1 protein-coding gene is annotated in these 704 nt (G+C 71.8%); it reads right to left on the bottom strand.

Annotated features, from left to right (window positions below; all coding sequences use genetic code 11):
• A partial coding sequence (locus EAH89_RS30995; RefSeq protein WP_206667743.1) for a carbohydrate-binding domain-containing protein occupies window positions 1-704 on the bottom strand: 704 nt, incomplete at both ends.

Raw genomic sequence — 704 nt, 5'->3', positions numbered from 1 at the left:
GAGGTTGCGGTCGGTGCTGGCCGAGCCGCCCCAGGCGTCGTTCAGGAAGCTCACCTCCACCGTGTGCGCGCCCGTGCCCCAGGCTCCCTTCAGCGTCAGCGTGTCGGACTGCCCGAGCGCGTGGCTTGCCGCCGCCGTGAGGGTGCCGCCGATTGGCGCGCCGTCCACCTTGACCGTGTACTGCGCGTGACCGTTCCAGGCGTCCTCGCTCACCTTGAGCACCAGCGCGTCCGGACCACTGCCAATCGTGGTGTCGAGCGACGTCGCCTTGGCCGGCACCTGGAAGGAGGCGGTGACGGGCTGCAGGAGGGAGGCGGTGCCCGCGGGGACGGCCTTGCCGTTGTAGGTGACGCCGTCGACGTAGAGGTTGCGGTCSGTGCTGGCCGAGCCGCCCCAGGCGTCGTTSAGGAAGCTCACCTCCACCGTGTGCGCGCCGGCGCCCCAGCTGCCCTTCAGCGTCAGCGTGTCCGACTGCCCGAGCGCGTGGCTGGCGGCGGCCGTCAGCCCGTTCCCGACCGCCACGCCGTCCACCTTGACCGTGTACTGCGCGTGCCCGTTCCAGGCGTCCTCGCTGATCTTGAGCACCATCGTGTCCGGCCCGCTCCCGATCGTCTGGTCGATCGGGGAGGGGATGAGCGGCGGGGGCGGGGGGGGAGGGTTTGGCGGCGTGTTGCCGGCATGCGGCACGGCGAGGGAGTAGGTGG

Source organism: Muricoccus nepalensis, assembly GCF_006438825.1.
Taxonomy (GTDB): Bacteria; Pseudomonadota; Alphaproteobacteria; order Acetobacterales; family Acetobacteraceae; genus Roseomonas; species Roseomonas nepalensis.
Note: the sequence above shows the minus strand (reverse complement) of the source record. Positions and strands in the feature narration are given on the sequence as shown.